The organism is Streptomyces sp. NPDC088252 (assembly GCF_044740965.1).
Taxonomy (GTDB): domain Bacteria; phylum Actinomycetota; class Actinomycetes; order Streptomycetales; family Streptomycetaceae; genus Streptomyces.
Genome location: NZ_JBIURS010000013.1, coordinates 59,408 through 80,389, shown reverse-complemented (window position 1 = coordinate 80,389; position 20,982 = coordinate 59,408). Strand labels below are relative to the sequence as shown.

At 71.8% G+C, this 20,982-nt stretch carries 11 protein-coding genes; 6 read left to right on the top strand and 5 right to left on the bottom strand.

The features are described 5' to 3' along the window. Positions 1-21 precede the first annotated feature (21 nt). Together ACIOHC_RS25665 and ACIOHC_RS25660 are read right to left on the bottom strand one after the other, a co-directional pair. Entirely contained in the window at positions 22-1,686 is a 1,665-nt protein-coding gene (locus ACIOHC_RS25665) for an alpha-L-fucosidase (protein WP_351082830.1), read from the bottom strand. A 226-nt stretch (positions 1,687-1,912) separates the two neighbouring features. Next, complete coding sequence (locus tag ACIOHC_RS25660) at positions 1,913-2,416, bottom strand: MarR family transcriptional regulator (protein ID WP_351082832.1); 504 nt, start codon at positions 2,414-2,416, stop codon at positions 1,913-1,915. Positions 2,417-2,511: 95 nt separating this feature from the next. Between ACIOHC_RS25660 and ACIOHC_RS25655 the strand changes: the two genes are divergently transcribed. The 6 genes from ACIOHC_RS25655 (at position 2,512) to ACIOHC_RS25630 (ending at position 11,280) form a co-directional block, all read left to right on the top strand. Further along, positions 2,512-3,057 (top strand): carboxymuconolactone decarboxylase family protein, encoded by a 546-nt coding sequence (locus tag ACIOHC_RS25655; protein WP_365688433.1) that lies wholly within the window; start codon positions 2,512-2,514, stop codon positions 3,055-3,057. Positions 3,058-3,265: 208 nt separating this feature from the next. After that, entirely contained in the window at positions 3,266-6,379 is a 3,114-nt protein-coding gene (locus ACIOHC_RS25650) for an alpha-N-acetylglucosaminidase (protein WP_401844152.1), read from the top strand. 97 nt (positions 6,380-6,476) lie between these two features. Then, the gene (locus tag ACIOHC_RS25645; protein WP_365688431.1) at positions 6,477-8,399 is read left to right on the top strand and encodes a hypothetical protein; all 1,923 of its coding nucleotides are present in this window, start codon (positions 6,477-6,479) and stop codon (positions 8,397-8,399) included. Positions 8,400-8,479: 80 nt separating this feature from the next. Next, the gene (locus ACIOHC_RS25640; RefSeq protein WP_351082840.1) at positions 8,480-9,385 is read left to right on the top strand and encodes a metal-dependent hydrolase; all 906 of its coding nucleotides are present in this window, start codon (positions 8,480-8,482) and stop codon (positions 9,383-9,385) included. A 2-nt stretch (positions 9,386-9,387) separates the two neighbouring features. Further along, positions 9,388-10,470, top strand: a complete 1,083-nt coding sequence (locus tag ACIOHC_RS25635; protein ID WP_365688430.1) for a PDR/VanB family oxidoreductase — start codon at positions 9,388-9,390, stop codon at positions 10,468-10,470. A gap of 87 nt (positions 10,471-10,557) precedes the next feature. Then, positions 10,558-11,280, top strand: coding sequence for a TetR/AcrR family transcriptional regulator (locus ACIOHC_RS25630; RefSeq protein ID WP_351082843.1), 723 nt, complete (start codon positions 10,558-10,560; stop codon positions 11,278-11,280). Between the two features lie 33 nt (positions 11,281-11,313). On the opposite strand, the gene ACIOHC_RS25625 is transcribed toward ACIOHC_RS25630, so the two are convergent. From ACIOHC_RS25625 to ACIOHC_RS25615, 3 genes are all read right to left on the bottom strand, one after another. Further along, positions 11,314-13,350, bottom strand: a complete 2,037-nt coding sequence (locus ACIOHC_RS25625; RefSeq protein WP_351082845.1) for an NB-ARC domain-containing protein — start codon at positions 13,348-13,350, stop codon at positions 11,314-11,316. Positions 13,351-13,538: 188 nt separating this feature from the next. Beyond that, a complete protein-coding gene (pulA, locus tag ACIOHC_RS25620; protein WP_401844150.1) occupies positions 13,539-18,851 on the bottom strand; it encodes a pullulanase-type alpha-1,6-glucosidase in 5,313 nt (1,770 codons plus the stop codon). A gap of 276 nt (positions 18,852-19,127) precedes the next feature. Further along, positions 19,128-20,834: a carbohydrate-binding module family 20 domain-containing protein gene (locus ACIOHC_RS25615; protein WP_351082849.1), complete on the bottom strand. Its 1,707-nt coding sequence runs from the start codon at positions 20,832-20,834 to the stop codon at positions 19,128-19,130. Positions 20,835-20,982 lie beyond the last annotated feature (148 nt).

Here is a 20,982-nt window from a genome sequence, read left to right as displayed (position 1 = left end):
TGAGGTACGCGGCCCCGGCGGTCACGGCGCCGTGGTCAGGTGCAGTGTCGTCGCCCCCAGATGCGGTGTCGCCCGGGACTCCAGCACCTTCACCCGTACCGAGGTGGCGGTGACCGGCGCGGTCAGGGGCAGGATGCGGCGGTGGCCGATCGTCGTGCCCTCGGCGATCCGCTGCCAGGTCCCACCGATCCGGGCCTCCACGGCGAACTTCTCCACCCGCTGCCCGTGCCGGACGTCCTCACGGACGGCGACCCGGTCGAAGGTGTACGGGGCCGGGCCCTGCTTGCGTACGTCGGTGCCGTAGATCCGTCGTACGTCGGAACCGAAGGCGGTCAGTGACGCGACATCGGCGTCGTCGATCCGGCCGTCCTTGTTCGGCGGGACGTTGAGCAGCAGGGAGGCGTTGCGGCCGACGCTCTTCTCGTACAGGTTCATCAGCTGGGCGGGGGACTTGGGCTTCTCGTTCGGGTGGTGGAACCAGCCGGGCCTGATCGAGACGTCGGCCTCGGCCGGGTACCACTGCAGGTAGTTGACCGACGGGTCGAGGATCCTGGCCCGGGAACCGATGTCGGAGTCGGTCGAGTCGTTGGGGAGGCTGCCGAGCCCCGTCCACGGGTCGGTGGTGTGCGGGGTGACGCTCCACTCGGTCTCGCGGGCGACGCCGCTCTCGTTGCCGACCCAGCGCACGCCCTGCGGGCCCTGGAAGACGACGGTGTTCGGCGAGAGCGCCTTGACCATGTCGAACCACTGCTTGACGTTGTACTTCTGCGTGATGCCGGAGCCGGACCAGGGGTTGGCGCCGTCGAGCCAGAGTTCCTCGATCGGCCCGTACTGGGTGAAGAGTTCGTAGAGCTGGTTGAGGTAGTACGCGTCGTAGTCGTCGGCCATCACCTCGAAGACGGGCAGCTTGCCGCGCTCGACCGCGGCGGCCCGGTCGTCGCCGGGGACGAGGGTGGGGATGGTGCGCTGCGTGACCGCGCTGCCGTTGCCGAAGCGGCCCTCACCGGCCGGGGCGCGGTCGCCGTCCTCCAGGGCCATGCGCTCGGGCAGGCTGAGCGGCTTGCCCTCGGCCTGCTTCTTGCGGATCGTGTCGACCCACTGCGCGTGCCAGGCGTGCGGGAGTTCGGCGCCGTCGGAGGGCGAGAGGTAGAGCCCGACCTTCAGGCCCGCCTTGCGGGCGGCCTTCACGTACGCGGCCACGACATCGGGGCTGCCGGGGCTGAGCGCGACCGAGTGGTCGGTGTACCGGCTCGGGTAGAGCACGAAGCCGTCGTGGTGCTTGGCGGTGAGCATGACCTGCTCGACACCGGCGGCCTTGTAGGCGCGCATCCACTGGTCGGCGTCGATGGCCGTGGGGGCGAAGAGCTTCTCGTCCTCCGTACCGGAGCCCCACTCGCGGCCGGTGAACGTGTTCATCCCGAAGTGCGTGAAGGCGGTGACCTCCCGCTGCTGCCAGGCGAGTTGACCGCGGGTGGGAACGATGTCCGCGGCCTTCTCGAGGATCCGGTCCGGGCTGTCGCAGGACTCGACGGTCATCTGCGAGGCGGGCTTCACGGGCGCGGAGCACGGGGTCCCCGGCGGCGCCGACCGCTGGTCCACGGGCTGCTGCGCGATGGCCTGTACGGGGACGAGCGCGGCGGCCGCCGCCAGTGCGAGCGCACTGAGCACACGGGTACGTCGTGCCATGGTTCCCTCCCATTCCCGACCAGTATTGGTCGGATCTCTTGGGTGTCGACGTGCGCATGCTGCCGCACGGAACGACTCACGGGAAGGGCGTGCACAACATACGTCCTATCTATCGCCCCTAAAGTCCAAGCATCAGCCGGAACCGGAGCCCGGCACCCGCACCCACCCCGATCGCAATGAACCAGCCCGGAACGCCCGGAGCCCGGCACCGGCACCGGAACCCGCCTCAGTCACCGAACCAGCCCGGCACGTCCAGCCGGAACGCACCCGCGGGCACCATCGTGCGCAGATCGTCCTCCAGCGCGCGCACCCGGCCCTCGCCGAGCACCCGGACCCATTCGGCACGCAGCCGGTCGAAGCCCTCCGCCGATCCGACCAGGACGTCGACGCCCCGCGCGGTCAGCCGGACCAGCTTGCGCCGGCCGTCGCGGGGGTCGTCGACGCGTTCCACATAGCCGAGCGCCTCCAACTTCTCGACAGTCTTGCCCGCGGCCTGTTTGGAGACTCCGAGCCGTCGGCCGATCTCGCTGGCCGTCGCCCCGTCACGACCGACGGCCTGGAGCGCGAAACCGTGCGCGGGCCGCACATCGGGATGCCCCCGCTCGGCGAGCTCACGGTGCAACTCATCGATGATCGACCGGAATCCGGCGAACATCAGCAGGGGCAGTTCGAAGCCCGCCCCGGCACTCGCGGACGCCCGGGCCGCCACCCCGGCCCTCGCCTCAGCCATTGCAAAACTCGACAACCTGATTTACCTTTTCGTCAATCACGTTGTCGAGTTTAGCGTGAGCACCCACGGTGAGAACCCACCACGAGAGGTCACCCATGCCCGCGTCCGCGTTCCCCGACCACACCCTCGAATCCGCCCCGCCCGCTGCCCGCCGCGCCATGGAGGCGGTGTCGCGGAAACAGGGCCACCTGCCCTCCGCGGTCGCCCGGCTCGCCTCGTCCCCCGAGCTGCTCGACGGCTTCCTGAAGATCAGCGCGCTCTTCGAGTCGACCACCCTGGACCCGCTCTCCCGCGAGACCCTGATCATGACGATGGCGGTCCGCAACGAGTGCCACGTCTGCGTGGCGATGCACAGCGCGAAGCTCACCGCCCTCGACGCCGCCCCCGAGGTGCTCGCCGCGCTGCGCGAGCAGCGCGTGGTCCCGGACGAACGGCTGGAAGCGATCAGGCAGTTCACCCTGTCCGTGATCGCGACGGCCGGAGCCGTGGACGACGGGACGCTCCAGGCGTTCCTGGCCCACGGGTACACCACCCGCAACGCCCTGGAAGTGGTCCTGGGCATCGGCGCGTACACGATGTCGACGCTGGGCAACCGGATGACGGGAGCGTCGCTGGATCCCCAAATGGCCGCCTTCGCCTGATCCTTGGCCGCCTCCTCTCCCAGAGCGGAGGCGGCCGGGCCGCGTGGCGCGACGACGGCCCTCCCACCCGGTTGCGGCGGCCGAACGGCTGGATCGGGACGAACCGCCGCACGCCCCATTGCCCGCCCCGTCCCCCGTCAATAAGTTGCGCACCGCACACGCCTGTTGTCGCATGCGCCACCATGAACAACACCGAGGAGTGCGGACCATGCCGGAACCTTCCCTGCCCTTCAGCTCCTCCCGACCGTCGAGACGTACGGTGCTGGGCGCCGCCGGAGCCGTAGGCGCCGCCGCCGCGGTCGGTGCCTCCGCACCCGCCCGTGCGGCCGCCGCGCCGACGACCCCTCCCCGCGCACCCCTGGACCTCGCCCCCGCACGCGAGGCCCTGGGCCGTCTGCTGCCGGACCACGCGGACCAGTTCCGCATCCGCGCACTCCCGGGCGACGACGGCCCCGACCGCTTCCGGGTCACCGGCGCCACCGGCCGGATCGAGATCGCCGCCACCACCCCGGTCGCCGCGCTCACCGGGGCGCACTGGTATCTCAAGTACACCTGCCACCGGGTCGTTTCATGGTCCGGCAGCCGCACCGACCTCCCCCGTCGGCTCCCCGCCCCCCGCGCTCCCGTCCAGCGGTCCGCGACCGTGCCGCACCGGTTCGCGCTCAACGACACACACGACGGCTACACCGCCCCGTACGCCGACTGGCCGCGCTGGGAACGAATGATCGACGTCCTCGCCCTGCACGGCTGCAACGAGGTCCTGGTCACCGCCGGGCAGGAGGCCGTCTACCACCGCCTGCTTCAGGACTTCGGCTACACCGACGCCGAGGCCCTCGCCTGGCTGCCGGCACCGTCCCACCAGCCGTGGTGGCTGCTCCAGAACATGAGCGGATACGGCGGACCGCTCGGTGCCGAGTTGATCGGCCGGCGCGCCGAACTGGGCCGGCGCATCGCCGACCGGATGCGGGAACTGGGCATGGCACCGGTCTTCCCCGGCTACTTCGGCACGGTTCCGGACGGCTTCGTGGCTCGCAACCCGGGGGCCCGGGTCGTCCCGCAGGGCACCTGGAACGGACTGCGCCGCCCCGACTGGCTCGACCCGCGCACGCCCGTCTTCGCCGAGCTTGCCGCCGCCTTCTACCGGCACCAGGAGGAGCTGTTCGGCCCGGCGGACCACTTCAAGATGGATCTGCTGCACGAGGGTGGCACCGCCGGTGACGTCCCCGTGCCGGACGCCGCCCGCGCCGTCGAGGCGGCCCTGCGGACCGCGCGTCCCGCCGCGACCTGGGTGATCCTCGGCTGGCAGGCCAATCCGCGGCCGGCTCTGCTGGAGGCGATCGACACCGACCGGATCCTGATCGTCGACGGTCTCTCCGATCTGGACACCGTCACCGACCGGGAGAAGGACTGGGGCGGGGCCCCGTACGCCTTCGGCACCATTCCGAACTTCGGCGGCCGGACCACGATCGGCGCCAACACCGACCGCTGGACGGAGAAGTTCACGGCCTGGCGCGACAAGCCGGGCAGCGCCCTGGCCGGTACGGCGTACATGCCGGAGGCGGCCGAACGCGATCCGGCGGCGTTCGAGCTGTTCAGCGAGCTGGCCTGGCGGCCCGGGAAGATCGACCGGGAGGCCTGGTTCCGGGAGTACCCACAGGTCCGTTACGGCGGCCGCGACCGGTCCGCCGAGGCGGCCTTCGCCGCACTGGCCGCCACCGCGTACCGGCTGACGAGCACGGACGGCCGCCCCGTCGACTCCCTCTTCTCCCGTCGCCCGAGCATCACCGCGTCGGTCGGCACCGCCTTCGACCCGGCCGGATTCGACCGGGCGTTCGCGGCGCTCCTCGACGTGCACCCGTCCCTGCGTGACTCGGACACCTACCGCCACGACCTCACCGACCTGGCCCGGCAGGCGCTCGCCAACCGCTCCCGGACCCTGCTGCCGCGGCTCCGGGCCGCCCACGCGGACGGGGACGGGGACGGATTCCGCGCGCTCGCCGCTCTCTGGCTGAGGCTGATGCGGCTGACGGAGGCGATGTCGGGCTGTCACCGGGCCTTTCTGCTCGGGCCGTGGCTGGAGGACGCCAAACGGCTGGCGACGAGCCCGGCGGAGGCGGTGCGGCTGGAATGGACGGCCCGCACCCTGATCACCACCTGGGCGGACCGGACGGCCGCCGACAATCTCAGCAACTACGCCAACCGCGACTGGCAGGGGCTGATGGCCGAGGTCCATCTCCCGCAGTGGCAGGCGTACTTGGACGAACTGACCGACGCGCTCGACGAGGGCAGAGCGGCGAAGCCCTTCGACTGGTACGTGGGCGAGGAGGAGTGGACCCGGCGGACCACGGGCTTCCCGGTGCGGCCGACGGGCGATGCCCACCGCACGGCCCGACGGGTCTTCGACGTCCTGTCCACCGCGCCGTACCAGGGGACCGTCACGGTCCTCGCCGATCCGGTGGCGTTCACCCCGGGCAGCTCCGGCACGGTGACGGCCGCTTTCCGCAATCTGAACGGACTGCGGTCCACCGGGCGGATCGACTTCGCGCTCACGGGCCTCGACGCCCGTGCGACGGGCGACACCTTCGTCGAGGAGGTCGCGGCCGGCGGTTCGGGCTCGGTCGGCTGGCGGGTGACGGCCCCGTCCGAGCCGTTGACCGCACCGCTGCGGCCGATGCCGTACGAGCTGCGCACCGCGTACGGACCGCGCGGCCAGGAGCGGGTGACCGACCGGCAGCGCGGTGCGGTGTACATGGCGGCTCCCCTGGAGGCCGGCTGGCGCACGTACACGGTCAACGCGGCGGTCTTCGGGCAGCTGGGCGAGCGGTACGCGATCAACGGCGCGGGCCAGGACCTGTGGAAGGGCACCGCCCAGTTCGGCACGGCGTACCGGGAGGGGGCGTGGGCCGACGGGTCGTCCGTGACCGTGCGGGTCGACGCGCAGGAGGACACCGGGGGCTGGGCACGGTCCGGCATCATGGTGCGCGACGGCCTCGCGACGCCGGGTTCCGCCGGGTTCCTGAACCTGGCGGTGACGCCGTCCAACGGTGTGGTGCTGTCGTACGACACGAACGGCGACGGCACGCTCGACGCGTACCAGCGGATCACCGGGATCAGGGCCCCGGTGCTGCTCCGGCTGACCCGGGCCGGGGGCACCTGCACCGGTTCCTGTTCCACCGACGGCGGGGTGACCTGGCGGGTGGTGGCCACGGTCGCCGTGCCGGGAGCGGCGGCGGCCTCGGACGTGGGGATGTTCATGAGCGCGACGAACGGCGGGAGCGGGCTGCGCGGCACGGTCGAGTTCAGTGGATGGCGGCTGTCGTGAGCCGTGCCCGGACGCCGCGCGCGCGAATGCGCCAATGCGCCGGGCGCACCGTGACGCACCGGGGTGACCATCGCACGATTCGCTCGTTCTGCCGATCGTGCGCCCACTGCCCGAGGTACCTTCCGCAGCCGCCCCGGCCGGGGCTGAGCAGGCCGCGCTCGTCGCGCACTATCCGCGACTGGTCCGGCTCGGCTATCTCGTGCTGTCGCCGTCCCTCGGCAGCCATCGCCGGGTTCTGACGGCGCACACGCTGGCCCAGCGGTCACTGTTGTCGGTGCGCCGGGAAGAGGGTGCGGCCGAGGGCCGCGTCCCGCTGCAGCGTCGGCCCGGTGGCCCGGCGGTGGACCCGTCCTACGCCCGCGTCCGCGAGCGGGTGCTGCGTGCGGCGCTGACGGCGGGCCGTCCATGGCACCGCGTCCGGCTGCCGCCGTACCTCCCGCTGGTGTGGGGGCTGCGGCTGTTGCCGCACTCGGGCGGATCGGATGAACTCGCCCTGGAGCACGCCCTGTCGGCCCTGTCCGGCCCCGGGCGCGCCGCCCATGTCCTGCGCGGCCTGGAGCGGCTGGCCGACGTCGAGGTGCGGCGCGTGCTGGCCGCCGCCGGGGTGGCGGACCCGCATGCGGCGCTCGCGGAGGCGGACGGCGTGTCGGCACCGTACGCGCTCCTCGCGTCCCCGGAGTTCGATCCCTGTTCGCTCCAGGCCCGCCCGCCGGATCTGCCGCGCCGTCGCCGGCGCGCGAAGGCGGCGGTGGCGGCCGTCGCCGCGCTGCTGGTGTGCGCGACACTGCTGGGGCTGCCGGGCGGCGGCTGGGGACGTGACACATCGCCCGCGTCGCGTCCCCGTCAGGCCCCCGCCGCGCAGACCCCGGATCCCGGCGCGTTGGGCCGGGTGCCGGCGACGTACTGGCGACGCTCGCCGCGTACCGACTTCAGCTCCTGGCCCACCCGGGGCGACCGTGCCCGGGACCTCCCGCTGCTGCGCCGCGCGCTCACCGCGTGGGCGCGGCCGGACGGCGCGGTGCGCGTGTCGGCGACTGCGGGCACTCCCACGGGGCCGCCGATGGGCGCCCCTCAGTTGCTGTACGCGGGCCGGGTGGGCCGGGCGACGGTGGTGCTGTTCTACGACGGGCTGCGCGTCGTGCGGTACGCGGAACCGCAGGGCCCCGCCCCGGCCGTGGGCGCGGCGCTCGACTTCGCCCGGGTCGACAGTGCCGACAGGGCCTCGGCGGGCGCCCTGGTCGCGGGCCGTACGGGCGACCGGATCCGCTATCTCACCGCGCCCTGGGTGCGTGCGGTGTCCGTACGGGATCTGCTCGCTCCGGGCGGCGGCGCGCGTCCCCTGCACCGCACCGCCGACGGCGTGACCGCCGCGCTGAGGAGCACGGTCATGGCCCGGAGCTGTCGCGTCTGGGACGCGATCGAACTGCGGGACGGCGCGACGACCCGTCTGATGACGGACCTCGGCGAGCTGACTCCCGTCCGGCTGACGTCGGGCCCGCCGTCGGCCCCGCACGACGTCGACGGGCGGGCGGAGCGGGACAGTTGGGCGCGGACCGCCTGCCTGCTGCCGGCGGTCCGTTCGCACGGTGTGCGAACGGTGAACTCCTGGCAGTACGCCGAGCAGCCGCTGCCGGAGGGCAACGGCTCGGCGCGCTGGCTGTGCACCAGGGCGGAGACCTGGCGGGGCACCGGGAGCCGGGTGCTCGCCCAGTTCCAGGCCCCGTCGGCCCCGTCCGTGGCGACGGGCGGGCCGCCCGGAGCGGTCGCGGCCCGTGCCGAGGACTCACCGGCGTGCGGAACGCGCGATCCACGGGTGCTGGCCGGGGTGTTGTGGAAGTCGCACGGCGGCCACTGGTACGTACTGGCCGCGGGCAGCGAGCAGTTCGTCTCGCTGACCACGTCGGGCGGGGTGGAGGGGAGGTCCGACGGCCGGTTCCTCGCCGTACCCGCCGGGGCGGGCGACCGGGCACGGCTGAACGGGACGCTGGCGGACGGCGGCCGCATGGGCGCCCTGCGCTGACGGCCCGAACCCCCGGGCAGGACCGGGAATTTCCACGCACACCTCTGTTCCCACGGCTTACCCGCCAGTACATTGACGCCATGTCTAACACGCAGCCAGCGCCGGTCGCGTCGGAGCGGACGCAGCTCATGGCCCGCAAGGTCTCCTTCGCCTGGGAGAAGACGCCCCTGCACTGGGTGCCGGGCGATCCGTTCACCACGCACACCATCAATGTGCTCCATCTGCTGCTGCCCGCCGGGGAGCGATGGTTCATCCATGTGTACCGGCAGGTGCTGCCGTACATCCATGACGAGCAACTGCGCCAGGACGTCATCGGGTTCATCGGCCAGGAGGCCGTGCACTCCCAGGCGCACGACGACGTCCTGCCGCGTCTGAAGCAGCTCGGTCTCGATCCGACGCCGTACACCGCGCAGGTCGACTGGTTCTTCGAGAAGCTGCTGGGCGACCGGACGCTGCCGCCGGGCCGGGCGCGCACATGGTGGCTGATGGAGCGGGTGGCGACGATCGCCGCGATCGAGCACTACACCGCCTTCCTGGGCGACTGGGTGCTGAACGCCGACGAGCTGGACCGGCGCGGCGCCGATCCGACGATGCTGGACCTGCTGCGCTGGCACGGCGCGGAGGAGGTCGAGCACCGCTCGGTCGCGTTCGACGTGTTCATGCATGTCGACGGCAGCTACCGGCGGCGGGTACGGACCTGGGCCACGGCGTTCACCGCACTGTTCTTCTTCTGGCAGCGCGGCACGCGCTTCTTCATGGAGAACGACCCGACCCTGATGCAGGGCAAGGCCTCGTTCAAGGAGTTCTACAGCAGCGGCAGGCGCGGCACCCTGCCCGCGACCGGTGATCTGCTGCGCTCCATCCCCCGTTACCTGAGCCGGGCCTACCATCCCTCGCAGGAGGGCAGTACCGCCCAGGCCGTCGACTATCTCGCCCAGTCGCCCGCGGCCACGGCCGCCGAGGCCCGTATGACGGGAACCAGCTGACCATGCCGCTCCCCCTGCCCCGCCTGCGCACCGCCGTCCTCGTCACCGGCGCCGCGCTGTTCGCGAAGCGGGCCATGCGCAAGCGCATCCGGAACTCCCCGCTCTGGCCGCTGCCAGCCCTGGAGAACCCGGTCTCGGGCCACTCCGACCGCAGCTCCACCACCACCCGCCGACTGCTGATCACCGAGCGGACCACCCCCGCCGAGGGTGTGGTCCGACTCCGCCTGGAAGGCCCCGACCTGCCCGCCTGGCAGCCGGGCGCGCACCTCGATCTCCTCCTTCCCTCCGGCCTGGTCCGCCAGTACTCCCTCTGCGGGGACCCGTCCGACCGCGACGCGTACACGATCGCGACCCGCCTGGTGGAGGACGGCCGGGGCGGTTCCCACGAGGTGCACACCCGGCTCCACGAGGGCGTGGAGGTCGAGATCCGCGCCCCCCGCAACCGCTTCCCCCTCGTCGCGGCCCCCGCGTACCTCTTCGTCGCCGGCGGCATCGGCATCACCCCGATCCTGCCGATGCTGCGGTCCGTGGCCGCCTCGGGCGCCGACTGGCGGCTGCTGTACGGCGGCCGGTCCCGCGCCTCGATGCCCTTCCTGGACGAGATCGAGAAGCTGGGCGCGGAGGGCGGCCGGGTGACGATCGTCCCCGCCGACGAGATGGGTCACCCGGACGCGCCCGCGGCCCTGGCGGACACGGTCGAGGGCACAGCCGTCCACTGCTGCGGCCCGGAGCCGTTGATGGACGCGGTCGCCGCCGCCCTCCCACCCGGCCGCACCCTGCATCTGGAACGCTTCACGGCGGCGACCACGTCGTCCACCGACTCCGGCCCCTTCGAGGTCGAACTGCGGCGCTCCGGCCGCACGGTCCGGGTGGCGCCGGACCAGTCGGTGCTGGCCGCGGTGCGCGAGGAGCTGCGTCACGTCCCGTACTCCTGCGAGCAGGGCTTCTGCGGAACGTGCCAACAGCGCGTCCTGGAGGGCGAGATCGACCACCGCGACGAACTCCTGACGGACTCGGAACGGGGCGATTCGATGCTCATCTGCGTGTCGCGGTGCCGGGGGGAGAGACTGGTGCTGGACCTGTGACGGCGGATGGCCGGATGTCGCCCGGCGCGGTGGGCCGCCCCGGCCCGCCACCTCTCCCCCGCGGCCCCACTCGGTACGCTGTCCACCATGACGACCGGGGTGCGGCGCAGGATGGGCGTCGAGGAGCGCAGGCAACAGCTGATCGGTGTCGCGCTGGAGCTGTTCAGCCACCGTTCCCCGGACGAGGTCTCGATCGACGAGATCGCGGCCGCTGCCGGAATCTCGCGGCCGTTGGTCTACCACTACTTCCCGGGGAAGCAGAGCCTGTACGAGGCGGCGCTGCGACGGGCGGCCGACGAACTGGCGGCGCGGTTCGTGGAGCCGCGCGAAGGTCCCCTCGGGGAACGGCTGTTGAGGGTGATGGGCCGGTTCTTCGACTTCGTCGAGGAGCACGGGCCGGGGTTCTCGGCGTTGATGCGGGGCGGACCCGCGGTGGGGTCGTCGACGGCCAACGCGATGATCGACGGGGTGCGGCAGGCGGCGTACGAGCAGATCCTGGCCCATCTGGGGGTCGAGGATCCCCCGGCGCGGCTGGAGTTGGTCGTGCGGTCGTGGGTTTCGCTGGCCGAGTCGACCGCGCTGATCTGGCTTGACGGACGGCGGATCGCGCGCGCGGAGCTGGAGTTGCAGCTGGTGCACGACTTCGCGGCGCTGGCCGCGGTGAGTGCCGCGTACAACACGGAGATGGCGGGCGTCGTGCTGCGCGTCCTCGGACAGGAACCGACGGACGGGCCGTTCGGGGAGCTGTTGGACCGGCTCTCCGCGCTGGCGCCCGCCGTGCCGACCGTCCCCGCGCAGCGACTGCCGTAAGGGCTGTCCCGCACCCCCTGGCCGGGACGGCCCTCAGCTGAGCAGTTCGCCCTGGAGCGCGGCCGCCAGACCGACCTCCGCGTTGTCCGTCCGCCCCCGGTCGAAGGCGCGCTGGTAGGCGTCGTCGCCGACGGCCGCGCGGGCCTGGCGTTCGCACGCCTCGCGCAACGGGCCCAGTTCCGGGGTGCCGCGCTGCGGGTGGCCGACCATGCGCCAGTAGACCTGTCCCGTGCCGTACACCCGGGCGGCGCGGGCGCCCGCGCCCTGCGCGGCGATCGCCGCGGCCAGGATGTCCAGGCCGAGCGCGATACCGAAGCTGTCGCGCATGCGGTGCTTGCCCGCGAGCATCGAGCGGGCGTAGGAGGCGGAGGATTCGGCGTCGCCCCGCAGCAGGGCGATCAGGGCGAGTTGGTAGTCGACGTAGCTGCGGGTCCAGCACTCGTCCTGGGCTTCGCAGGCCGCGCGCAGGGCCATGGCCGCCTTCACCGCCTCGTCCAGCCGTCCCAGGCTGGTCAGCGCGAAGACCGTGATGAGGTGGCAGCGCAGCCGGTAGATCGATTCGAGCGGGGTGGCGGCGCCGGTGATGCGCAGCACCCGGGCGACCTGGCGCAGACTCGCCTCGGGGCGGCCGGTCATCAGATGGGTGAGTCCGCACAGATAGGCGGCGGCGAGGATGCCTTCGTCGGTCCCGTCGTGGGCCGCCGACCGGGTGCACTCCCTGCCCAGGCGCCGGGCGGCCGGGTAGTCGCCCTGGAGCATGACGGTGATGCCCAGCACCCACAGGGCACGGGTGCGGTGGGGGCCCTCGGCCGGTCCGACGTCCAGGGCGCGCTGCGCGTACTCACGGGTCTGCGGCAGATGACCGCAGCAGCACCAGAAGAAGCCGATCCGGCCCGCCATCTCCTGGGCGGCCGCGGTGTCGTGGGCCAGCAGGTGGTCGAGGGCGGCGCACAGGTCGGCGTGCGACTCGGCGATGCGGTGGTACCAGAAGATCTGGTCGTCGCCGGTCCAGCCCGCGTGGGCGTAGCGGGCCAGGCCGAGGAAACAGGCGGCGTGCCGGTCGGCGGCGGCCTGTTCCTCGCCGAGTTCGGCGAGCCACATCCGGCCGTACTCGCGGATGGTGTCGAGCATCCGGTGGCGTGCGCCGTCCCGTCCGACGACGGACTTGGCGACCAGGCCGTTCAGCGCCTCGGTCACACCGTCCGCGGTGAGCGGCCCCTCGGCGCAGACCTCGCGGGCCACTGCCTCGTCGAAGTCGCCGCGCAGCACGGTCAGCCGCGCCCAGAGCAGCCGTTCCAACGGGGTGCACAGCTCATGGCTCCAGCCGATGGCGGTACGCAGGGTGCGGTGGCGCGGCGGCCGGATCGACGCGTCGGCCGGTACGTCGAAGCGGGAACCGATCCGTAGGGCCACCTGCTCGACGGTGTCCCGGCCGAGGGCTCCCGCCGCGAGTTCGATGGCGAGCGGAATGCCTTCGAGGCGGTGACAGATCTCTTCGGCGGCCTCGGCGTTGCCCGGCGCGTCGAGGGCCAGCCGCGGAGCCGCCGCGGCCGCCCGGTCCCGGAACAGGGTCAGTGCGTCACCGGCGCCCTCGACGGGCAGCGGTTGCACCTCGACGAGCCGTTCGCCCCTGATGCCCAGGGGTTGCCGGCTGGTCGCCAGCACGGTGAGGCCCGGTGACGTGGTGAGGATCTCGCCGAGCAGGTGCGCGCAGGCGGAGCGCAGATGCTCGCACGAGTCGAGGACCAGCAGCAGTTCCTTGTCGGCGAGCCATTCGCACAGCGCATCGATGGGCATGCGCAGGGTGTGGTCGGAGAGCCCGACGGAGTCGGAGACGGTCGCGATGAGCAGTCCGTCGTCGTGGAGCGGGGAAAGGTCCGCCCACCGGGCTCCGTCGCGATGTGCGGGCGCCGCCTGCCGGGCCGCGCGGACCGCGAGCCTGGTCTTGCCGACGCCGCCGCTGCCGGTGAGGGTGGTCAGCCGGTGCGTGGCGAGGGTGTGTTCGAGGCGGGCAAGTTCCGCTTTCCGTCCGACAAAGCTCGTTGTCTCCTCGGGGATGTTGCTCGCCATGGTCACCGTCGCCGAAAACAGATGGACCGGCCGGTCCCGGCCCCTGGTTCCGTACGGTCAGGCATGGGAGGACACCTGACGCACCGGAAAGGGGGCCGGGACCGGCCGGGGGTGGGAGGGCGCGCCCGGAAGTGCGGTACTGCGGCACTCCCGGACGGCTGCTGCCTCCCAACGTAGACCGTTTTGGCTCAGCTCAGCGAAAAAACCGCCACTGTGCGCCCCGGGACGGTGAAGCTTCCCGAACTCCGCTCGTAGGAGGACTTCTTCACGGTAGGGTCCGCGCCCGCGGCCTGGACGGGATGCAGGGTGTACCGCTTCCCCGCCAGACCGGCGATCCGCTGGGTCTCGGTCCCGGGGGCCGCGTTGAGGACGACCACCAGCCTGCCGAGCCGCATGGTGATCACCCCGGGCGTCTCGTCCTTCCCGGAGAGCGGGAAGGACAGGGTGGACTGCACCTGTCCGGTGGTGGCGAGATCGAACTCCTTCTCCGTCGCACGGATGGTGAGCAGGTCCCGGTAGGCGGCCGATGCGCCGTCGATCTGCGCGCACCCCGGCCTGAGCGCGGCGTCCGCCAGCAGCGGCCGTGCGTAGGACCACTTGGACGCGTTGTCGGCGGCCGGCGGCAGCCCGCGGCCGAAGCCGTTGCCGTCGCGGCAGTCCCAGTGCAGGGCGTTGAACCAGTCGCCGCTGTCGTACGAGTTGCGGTCCAGGGACTTGGAGCGCAGCAGGTCGGTGCCCGCCTGGGAGAGCGAGGGGCCCTGCGAGAGGGTGGCCGTCGCCATCGCCAGCACCTGCATGCGGGCCCGGTCCGCCGCCGGGGTGTCCGCCGGGAGCTTGAAGGCGAGTGCGTCGTACAGCGACTCGTTGTCGTGGGCGTCCGCATAGGCGAGGGCGTCGCCGGGGGCCGCGGCGTATCCGGCGGGGGCGCCGTTGTAGTCGACGCCGGACCCCTTGACGGTCCTCCCCGAGGAGTCGGTGAAGGTGTAGTCGGCGAGGTTGCCGGTGAGGCCGACCTTGATCAGGTCCTGGTAGTGGAGCAGCCGGGCCTTCTGTTCGGCCCGGGTGCCGTTGGCGGTCCAGGTGTTGGGGTCGGTGTAGAGGCCGGTGGCGAAGCCCTGCACGCCCGGGTCCTCGTCGAAGGGGCTGCCGCCGCGGACGGCGTCGCGGGCCCGGTCGGAGAACGTGGCGATGCCGGTGCCGGCCATGTTCTTCTGGGTGGCCTGGACGAAGCGGGCGTCGTCGGCGATCTCGCCGAAGTTCCAGCCCTCCCCGTACAGGATGATCTTCTTCCCGTCGACGCCGTCCTTCGCCGGGGTCAGCGCGTCCAGCGCCTTGCGGACGGCGAGGATGTTGGCCTTGGGGTGGTGGCCCATGAGGTCGAAGCGGAAGCCGTCGACCTTGTACTCCTTGGCCCAGGTGACGACCGAGTCCACGACGAGCTTGCCCATCATGGTGTTCTCGGGCGCGGTGTTGGCGCAGCAGGTGGAGGTGGCGACGGTGCCGTCCTCCAGCAGCCGCTGGTAGTAGCCGGGCACGATCCGGTCGAGTACGGACTTGTCGTCCTGGCCGGAGGCGACGGTGTGGTTGTAGACGACGTCCATGACGGTCCGCAGGCCCGCGCCGTTCAGCCCCTGGACCATCTGCCGGAACTCGACGGTGCGCCGGGTGCCGTCCGGGTCGGAGGCGTAGCTGCCCTCCGGGACGGTGTAGTGCAGCGGGTCGTAGCCCCAGTTGAACCCGTCCCGTGCCGCGGTCTTCGCGACGCAGGCCTGCTGCTCCTCGGAGTCGGGGGCGTACACGGACAGATCGCAGGCCGGCTTCCGCTGGTCCGACTTCCTCTCGGGGATGGTGCCGATGTCGAAGGCGGGCAGCAGGTGGACGTAGCCGGTACCGGAGTCGGCGAGCCGCTTGAGGTGCTTCATCCCGTCGGAGCCGGTGTCGGTGAAGGCGAGGTATTCGCCGGGGTGCTTCGAGGTGCGGTCCGCGATCGAGAAGTCACGGACGTGGAGCTCCTGGATCCGGGCGTCGCGCAGCGGGACGGCGGCGGGTTTCCGCAGCCCGGACCAGCCCTTCGGCGCGAGGCCCGGGTCGTCGAGGTCGACGACGAGGCTGCGGGCGGAGTCCGTGGTCAGCGCGGTGGAGTAGGGGTCGGTGACCCGGTTGCTGACCATCTTGCCAACGGTGGGCGCCCAGACGTCGACCACGTAGCGGTAGGGCTTGCCCGACCATGCCCTGGTGCCCGTGACGGACCACACGCCGGTACGGTCGTCCCGGCGCATCGGGACGCTGCGGCCGTCGAGTTCGAGGGCGACGGTACGGGCGGTGGGTGCCCAGACGGACAGCGTGGGGCGGCCGTGGTCGAAGACCGGGCCGAGCGAGGCGCCGGCCGCTTTCTTCCCGTACAGGTCGTCGAGCACACCCGCGCTCTGCACTCCGGTGGCGGCGAGCAGGGCGCCGTTGGCGGCGCGCTGGGTGGCGATCAGCTGGCCGCGCAGTGCCTCTCGGATCCGGTCCCGGTCTCGGACGTCGACGGTGAACGCCGGATGGTCCTTGAGGTGCGGGTACTTCGCCTTCTGGTTGTCGGTCAGCGCGGACGGGGTGAGCCGCAGCCACTGGCCCTCGTCGGAGAGTGCCCCGTCGACGACGGAGATGCCGCCGCCCTGTGCGTAGACGAGTTGCTGGCTGGTGGCGTCGGTGGCCTTCACCTTCCACACGACGGTGTCGACGTCGATCCACTGCGCCTCGGCCTTGGAGAGGTCGGGCGTGGGCACACCGCCGGTCTGCGGCAGCAGGTAGCCGGGGGTGCCGGCGAGCATCCACACCTCGTGCCCGTAGGTGGCGAGGTCGAGCGACTGGTCGCTCGGGAGGTCCTTCTCGTCGCCCTTGTGCAGGATGTAGCTGAGCGAGGTGGCACCGTCGGTGAGCGGCACCTCGAAGGTGAGGCCCGAGGCGTCCCTCTTCACCGGCTGGAGCGGCTTGGCCCAGTCGGTGGGGTCCTTGGCTCCGGTCCAGGTGTGCAGCCCCCAGCCGTCGTAGTCGCCGTCGGCCCGGTAGTAGTGCAGTACGGCCTTCGTCGTGTCCTGCGGCGGATAGGCACCGGCGGGGGCCTCGTCGGCCTGGCCGTCCTTGTCCTGCTCGATCCAGACCTGTCCGGTCCTCGCGAGGTCGACGGTGCGCTGCGGGCCGTCGGCGGTGCCGTTCCTCTCCACGGTGTACGGGAGGGAGGAGGCGCCCTCGTCGAGCTTGATCCAGGCGAAGGCGCCGTAGGCGTCCCGCCCGGTGAACGCGGCTGCCTCGTCGCCCGCCTTGAGCTGCCAGCCGTCGTAGTCGCCGTCCGCGCGCCTGTAGTGGACGACGGCGTAGTCGCGTTCGACCGCGACGGGCTTCTCGGCGACGGGCGGCTGCCCGGCCGTGGACGAGGCGAGGGCACTCGCGGTCCGGCCGGCGCGGTCGACGACAACGGCCTTGTACCGCAGGGGTGTTCCGGCGGTGACCTTGTCGCCCACGGTCTGGGTGACCTTGTACGGGGCGTGGTCGGCGGAGCCGAGGGTGACCCACTTCCCGTTGCCCGTCTGGGCGGCGAAGACGACGCGGTTGAGCTGTCCGCCGTCGATGTCCGCGGAGATCTCTACGGTGCCGGTGGCTCCGGCGGCGGGCGCCTCCAGCGTGATCGAGGGCTTGGTGGCGGGCCGGCCCATCGTCTTCTCGGCGCGCAGGACGAGGCTGGACAGGGCGGGCACGGTGACGGTGATCTTCTTGTCCGCTCCACTGCGGACGGTTCCCGAACCGCCGTACAGCGTGCGGAAGTCCATACCGGCGAACGCGGTGGGAAGCTCGACGGTCCGCGGCCCGGTGGCGTTGTTCGTGGCGACGACGTACTCGCGGCCCTGCCCGGCGTCCGTGCGGGAGAACGCGTGGACGGAGCCCTGGGCGTACCGCTCGGTCTGGACGCCGTCGCGCAGGGCGGGGTTCTTCCTGGTCAGCTCGGAGAGCGCGGCGATGTTCCGGTACAAGGGGTGGTTGGTGTCGTACGCGTCGGAGGCGTGGGTGCGGTCGGTGCCCAGTTCGTCGTCGTCGAGGTAGTCGGGGGTCTTCGAGGCGAACATGGTCTGGCGGGCGTCCTTGTCGCCGCCCGCGCCGGTGAAGCCCTGCTCGTCGCCGTAGTAGACGACGGGGTTGCCCCGGCTGAGGAACATCACCTCGTTGGCGAGCCGGGCCCGCTGGACGAGTTCGGCGTCGTCGGCCTTCGGGTTGTCCTGCTTGAGGAAGGTCCCGATGCGCCCCATGTCGTGGTTGCCGAGGAAAGTGACCTGCTCGTAGGCGTTGGCCTTGTCGGTGGTGTAGCGGTAGTCGTCACCGAGGACGGCGGCGAGCTTCGAGGCCGGGGCGCCCTGCGAGGCGTACTGCCTGGCCGCTTCCTGGAACGGGAAGTCGAGCGTCGCGTCGAGCCGGCCCTGCGTGACGTAGGGCGAGGTCACGGCCGTGTCGGCGGAGTAGACCTCGCCGAACATGAAGAAGTCCTTGCGGCCGTGCTTCGCCGCGTAGGTGTCCAGTGCCGTGGCCCACTGGGTCCAGAAGTCCAGGTCGACGTGTTTGACGGTGTCGATCCGGAAGCCGTCGATGTCGAAGTCCCTGACCCACTTCTCGTAGATCTTCTCCATGCCGGAGACGACCTCGGGCCGCTCGGTCCACAGGTCGTCGAGCCCGGAGAAGTCGCCGTACGTGGTGGACTCGCCTGCGTAGGTCGAGTCGCCGCGGTTGTGGTACATCGTCGGGTCGTCGAGCCAGGACGGGACCTTGGTCCCGGTGTTCTCCGGGGTGTACGGGAACGAGTCCGCGTCCACCTTCGCCAGGCCCTTGGCGTCGTCGAACGGGCGGCCGTCCCGGTCCAGGTACGGGTAGGCGCCCTTGGGCCGGTAGCCGTAGGTCTTCTCGGCGTAGTCGACGGTGTCCGCGGTGTGGTTGGTGATGACGTCGAAGAAGACCTTCATGCCCTTGCCGTGGGCCCTGTCGATGAGTTTCGACAGGTCGGCGTTGGTGCCGAAGTGCGGGTCGACCCGGGTGAAGTCGGTGATCCAGTAGCCGTGGTAGCCGGCCGAGGCGTCCTTGCCGGTGCCCTGGACGGGGCGGTTCTTGAAGATCGGGGCGAGCCAGATGGCGGTGGTGCCGAGGCCCTTGATGTAGTCGAGCCGCTCGGTCAGGCCCTTGAGGTCGCCACCCTGGTAGAAGCCCTTGTCCGTGGGGTCGTAGCCGGTCTCCGGGCGCGAACCGGTGAGCCCTCCGCGGTCGTTGGAGGTGTCCCCGCTGGCGAACCGGTCGGGCATGACGAAGTAGAACTGCTCACGCGTCAGATCGTGACGGGCGGGCTCGGCGGCCAGCCGGGCGTCCGAGGGCGGGCCCGGGGGTCTCGGCGCGGCGGACGCGGATGCCGCCGGGACGACGGGGAGGAGCGCGGCGCAGAGTGCGGCCACGGCTCCCCGTCTCAGGGTGGAACGGAACACGGGCAAGGTCTCCTTGTGTGCGGGATGGGGATCTCGGGGCGGGCGGGACCGCCGGGCGGCGGATCGGGCGGGGCGGGGGGCCACCAGGACGTCTCGGCGGACGGCACGGAGCGCCCCGCGGGCGCGGGCGCGGGCGCGAGCGCGGGCGCGGGCGCGGGGCGAGCGCGGGCGCGGGGCGAGCCGCCTTCCGCCGCGTCCGCTGCGCGGGGTACGCCGTGGTGCGCTCCCCAGCACGGTCCGGGGCGCCGCGGACGGGCCCCGGACCGGTCACCGACGTCAGCTGCGCCAGACGTCGCCCGTCAGCGTCGCCCTGCCGGACGACGGCACGGTCGCGGTGCGGTTCGCGCCGCTCTCCCAGGTGACGTTGCCGCTCGCGTCCTTGCGGAGGTACTTGTACTCGAACGAGGTTCCTGCGGGCATGTCCACATCGAGCTTCCAGACCGGGTACGTGGCCGGGTCGAGCTTCAGCGCGCTGCCGGTGTTCCAGTCGCCGAGGGCCGACCGGTTGCCGGTGACGTAGATGTTCTGGCCGGGCTGCGTGGTGGCGTTGACGCCGAAGGAGGCGCCGGAGGTGCCGGTACCGGGGTCCGTGGTGCCGCCGCCCGCGCAGGTACGGGCGTTCACCTGCAGCGCGACGGCCGTGTCGGCGCCGAGCGTCGCGGTGAACCGGCCCGAGCCGTCGACCGTGACGCCCTTGCCGGACTGGATGTCGCAGTAGTCACCGGCGGGCAGCGACGTCTGGAACGTACGGGTCAGCGAGGCGCCCTCGTGGTTGATCGCGACATACGCCTTGGAGCCGCGGCCGAACGCGATCTGGTTGCCGCCGTTGTCCCACCAGTTCGTGACGGACTCGCCGCGGGCGGTGTTGCGGAAACCCACCATGGAGGAGATCTCGCGCCAGGCGTGCTGGCACTTCCAGCCGTCGCTGTAACAGGCGTTCACCGTGCCGCCGCCCGGCGGACCGGCGTCCTTGTCGGACCACTCGTAGCCGGAGTGGACGTCGGGCGATCCGTACGGCCAGGCCAGCATGAAGACACTGGCGAGGGTGTACTTGGCGCCGTCCTTGTAGTTCAGCGTGTCGCCGCCGCGCTCGGTGTCGTGGTTGTCGACGAAGACCGCGGCCTTCGACGAGGGCATGAAGCCCCAGCCCTCACCGAAGTTCTTCAGGTGGGCGAGCTTCTCGTTGTTGAAGACCTGCTTGAGGCCGCGGGCGTACCGGAACTCCTGGACGTCCCCGGTGCCGGTGTACTCGTCGGGCGAGACGGCCTCGCCCGCCCCGTAGATCGCCTCCTGCTTCCAGTAGGCGTTCGGGTTGCTCAGCCGCGACTTGATGTTGGCGAGGTCGGCGGCGGGCATGTGCTTGGCGGCGTCGACACGGAAGCCGTCGACGCCGAGGGAGAGGAGGTCGTTGAGGTATCCGGCGATCCTGCCGCGGACGTACTCCTCACCGGTGTCCAGGTCGGCGAGGCCGACGAGTTCGCAGTTCTGGACGTTGGCCCGGTCCTGGTAGTTGCTGATCTGCGCCGTGCAGTCGTCCATGTCGGGCGCGGAGTACACACCGGGGTAGTTGTACTTCGTGTACGAGGATCCGCCGGTGCCGGTGCCCGATCCCGCCGTCATGTGGTTGATGACGGAGTCGGCGACGACCTCGACTCCCGCGCCGTGGCAGGTGCTGATCATGTTGGCGAAGGAGGCGCGGTCGCCGAGCCGGCCCGCGATCTTGTAGCTGACCGGTTGGTACGAGGTCCACCACTGGCTGCCCTGGATGTGCTCCTGGGGCGGCGAGACCTGTACGTAGCCGTAGCCGGCCGGGCCGAGGGAGTCCGTGCAGGCCTTGGCCACGGAGTCGAACTTCCATTCGAAGAGGACGGCGGTGACGTCCTTGTCGCCCGGCGTGGCGGCCTGGGCGGTCGTGGTGGGGGCCACCAGGGCGGCGGCGCCCGCTATCAGGGCGAGCGCCGCGGACAGTGGTCTGCGTGCCATGCTTCCTCCTGCTGTGGGGGAAATGCGGGTGACGGTGCAGCCTCACGTGGCAACGCGCCCTGCCCTCAAGGCTCCTGAAGGTTCTTGCTGCAAGAATGCAAACCTTGCTGCGACCGAGACCGTACGATCCTGTCCGGCCTCGGTCAAC